Genomic DNA, 1,591 nt, shown 5'->3' on the forward strand with positions numbered 1-1,591 from the left:
GCGATACACAAGAGTATGCTGCCCTTTCTTTGTTCGACGTGCGCCACAATCAGGGGTAGTTACCACGTTCGTGTAAAAAGTGCCATCTTGGATGGAAAACAGGTAAAACTCATGCTACCAAAATAGATTATCCAATGATAGTATCATGACCATCTAAAAATCAAACGGTAAAGGATGTTTAAATTGGTATGGGAATGGCGTGATGAAGGTTTAGATATCCATTGGTTTTTAACCAACGAAGAACGGGAACTTCTTTATAAAAAAACAACACATGGCCGTTTAGGCTTTGCTGTGTTACTCAAATATTTTCAAAACGAAGGTCGGTTTCCTGAACATTTTGATGAGATTCCTCGAGTCGTCTTAGCCTATTTGGCCAAGCAAATAGATGTGCCTCGTTGTGATTTAAGCGATTACTCACTCAATGGTCGAACAGCTAAACGCGACAGAGCTGAAATATTGCAACAGTTGGGTATTCGCCGCACGACTCAGCAAGACCTACAGGATGTAAAAAAAGCTATCAGCGTAGAACTACTGCCGAGCAATCCCTCTGCGGAGGCATTGCAAGCTTTTTTTCTCACATGGTTTAAACAACGTCAAATTGCCCCACCCACACTCAAACAAATCCAACGCCTGATTAATAGCACATGTTCCGCTTTTGAATCCTGCTTACAGAAGCAGATAATGCAAGGAATAAAGCCAGATACCAAAACAGCCATTGACCACTTACTGAGTTCTTCTCATGAAGAAGGACTAGATGACATGACACCAAACGTTGATAAAGCCACTCAGCGTTTCTCATGGTTAAAAGGACAATCAGGTAATGCCAACCTTCAAAATATTTTACAAGCGATTGAGCGGCTCAACTGTTTAAAACAAATATCGTTGTGTGCTGAATCCATGAAGAATATCCCTCTAAAATGGCTGCATAAATATCATCGTCGTGCGCTGACTGAATCAAATTGGGAGTTACGCCGTCATCCTGAAGACATTCGTTATTCTTTGATGGCTGCTTTTTGCTGGCAGCGGCAACAAGATATTACCGATGATTTGATTGCGCTACTGATTCAAATTACGCACAACACTGGTAAACGTGCTGAAAATAAAATAGACAAACATCTGTTTGAACAATTTAGACAAGTACGAGGTAAAAACCGAGTATTGTTTAAATTAGCAGAAGTTGCGATTGAACAGCCCAAAGGCATTATTCAAGAGGTACTATACCCTACCGTAGGCTTAGAGACCTTAAAAAGCGTTGTCATTGAATTTAAAAACAAAACCAAATCTGAACAAAATGACGTGCATCACATCGTACGCCGCTCCTATGGCAATCACTATAGGCGTATGATTACTCCCTTATTAAATACACTAGAATTTCATTGTAACAATCAATACCGTCCCGTCATTGATGCCTTGCACTACTTAAAAATTAATCAACAACAACGTGGCATATATTTTAATGACAGCACTGACATTCCCACTCAAGGTATTATCAAACCCAAATGGTTAGATACCGTCATTGAAAAACAAAAAGATGGTACGACACGTATTAACCGTATTAACTATGAAATCAGCGTGTTACATGCTTTACGCG

Annotated in this window: 1 protein-coding gene; it reads left to right on the plus strand. The window is 39.9% G+C overall.

Annotated features, from left to right (window positions below; all coding sequences use genetic code 11):
* Positions 1 to 174: 174 nt before the first annotated feature.
* Positions 175 to 1,591 (plus strand): DUF4158 domain-containing protein (locus tag Q0212_RS14270; RefSeq protein WP_297926685.1); only part of this gene is annotated, 1,417 nt, incomplete at its 3' end.

This window comes from uncultured Agitococcus sp., assembly GCF_937920075.1.
Taxonomy (GTDB): Bacteria; Pseudomonadota; Gammaproteobacteria; order Pseudomonadales; family Moraxellaceae; genus Agitococcus.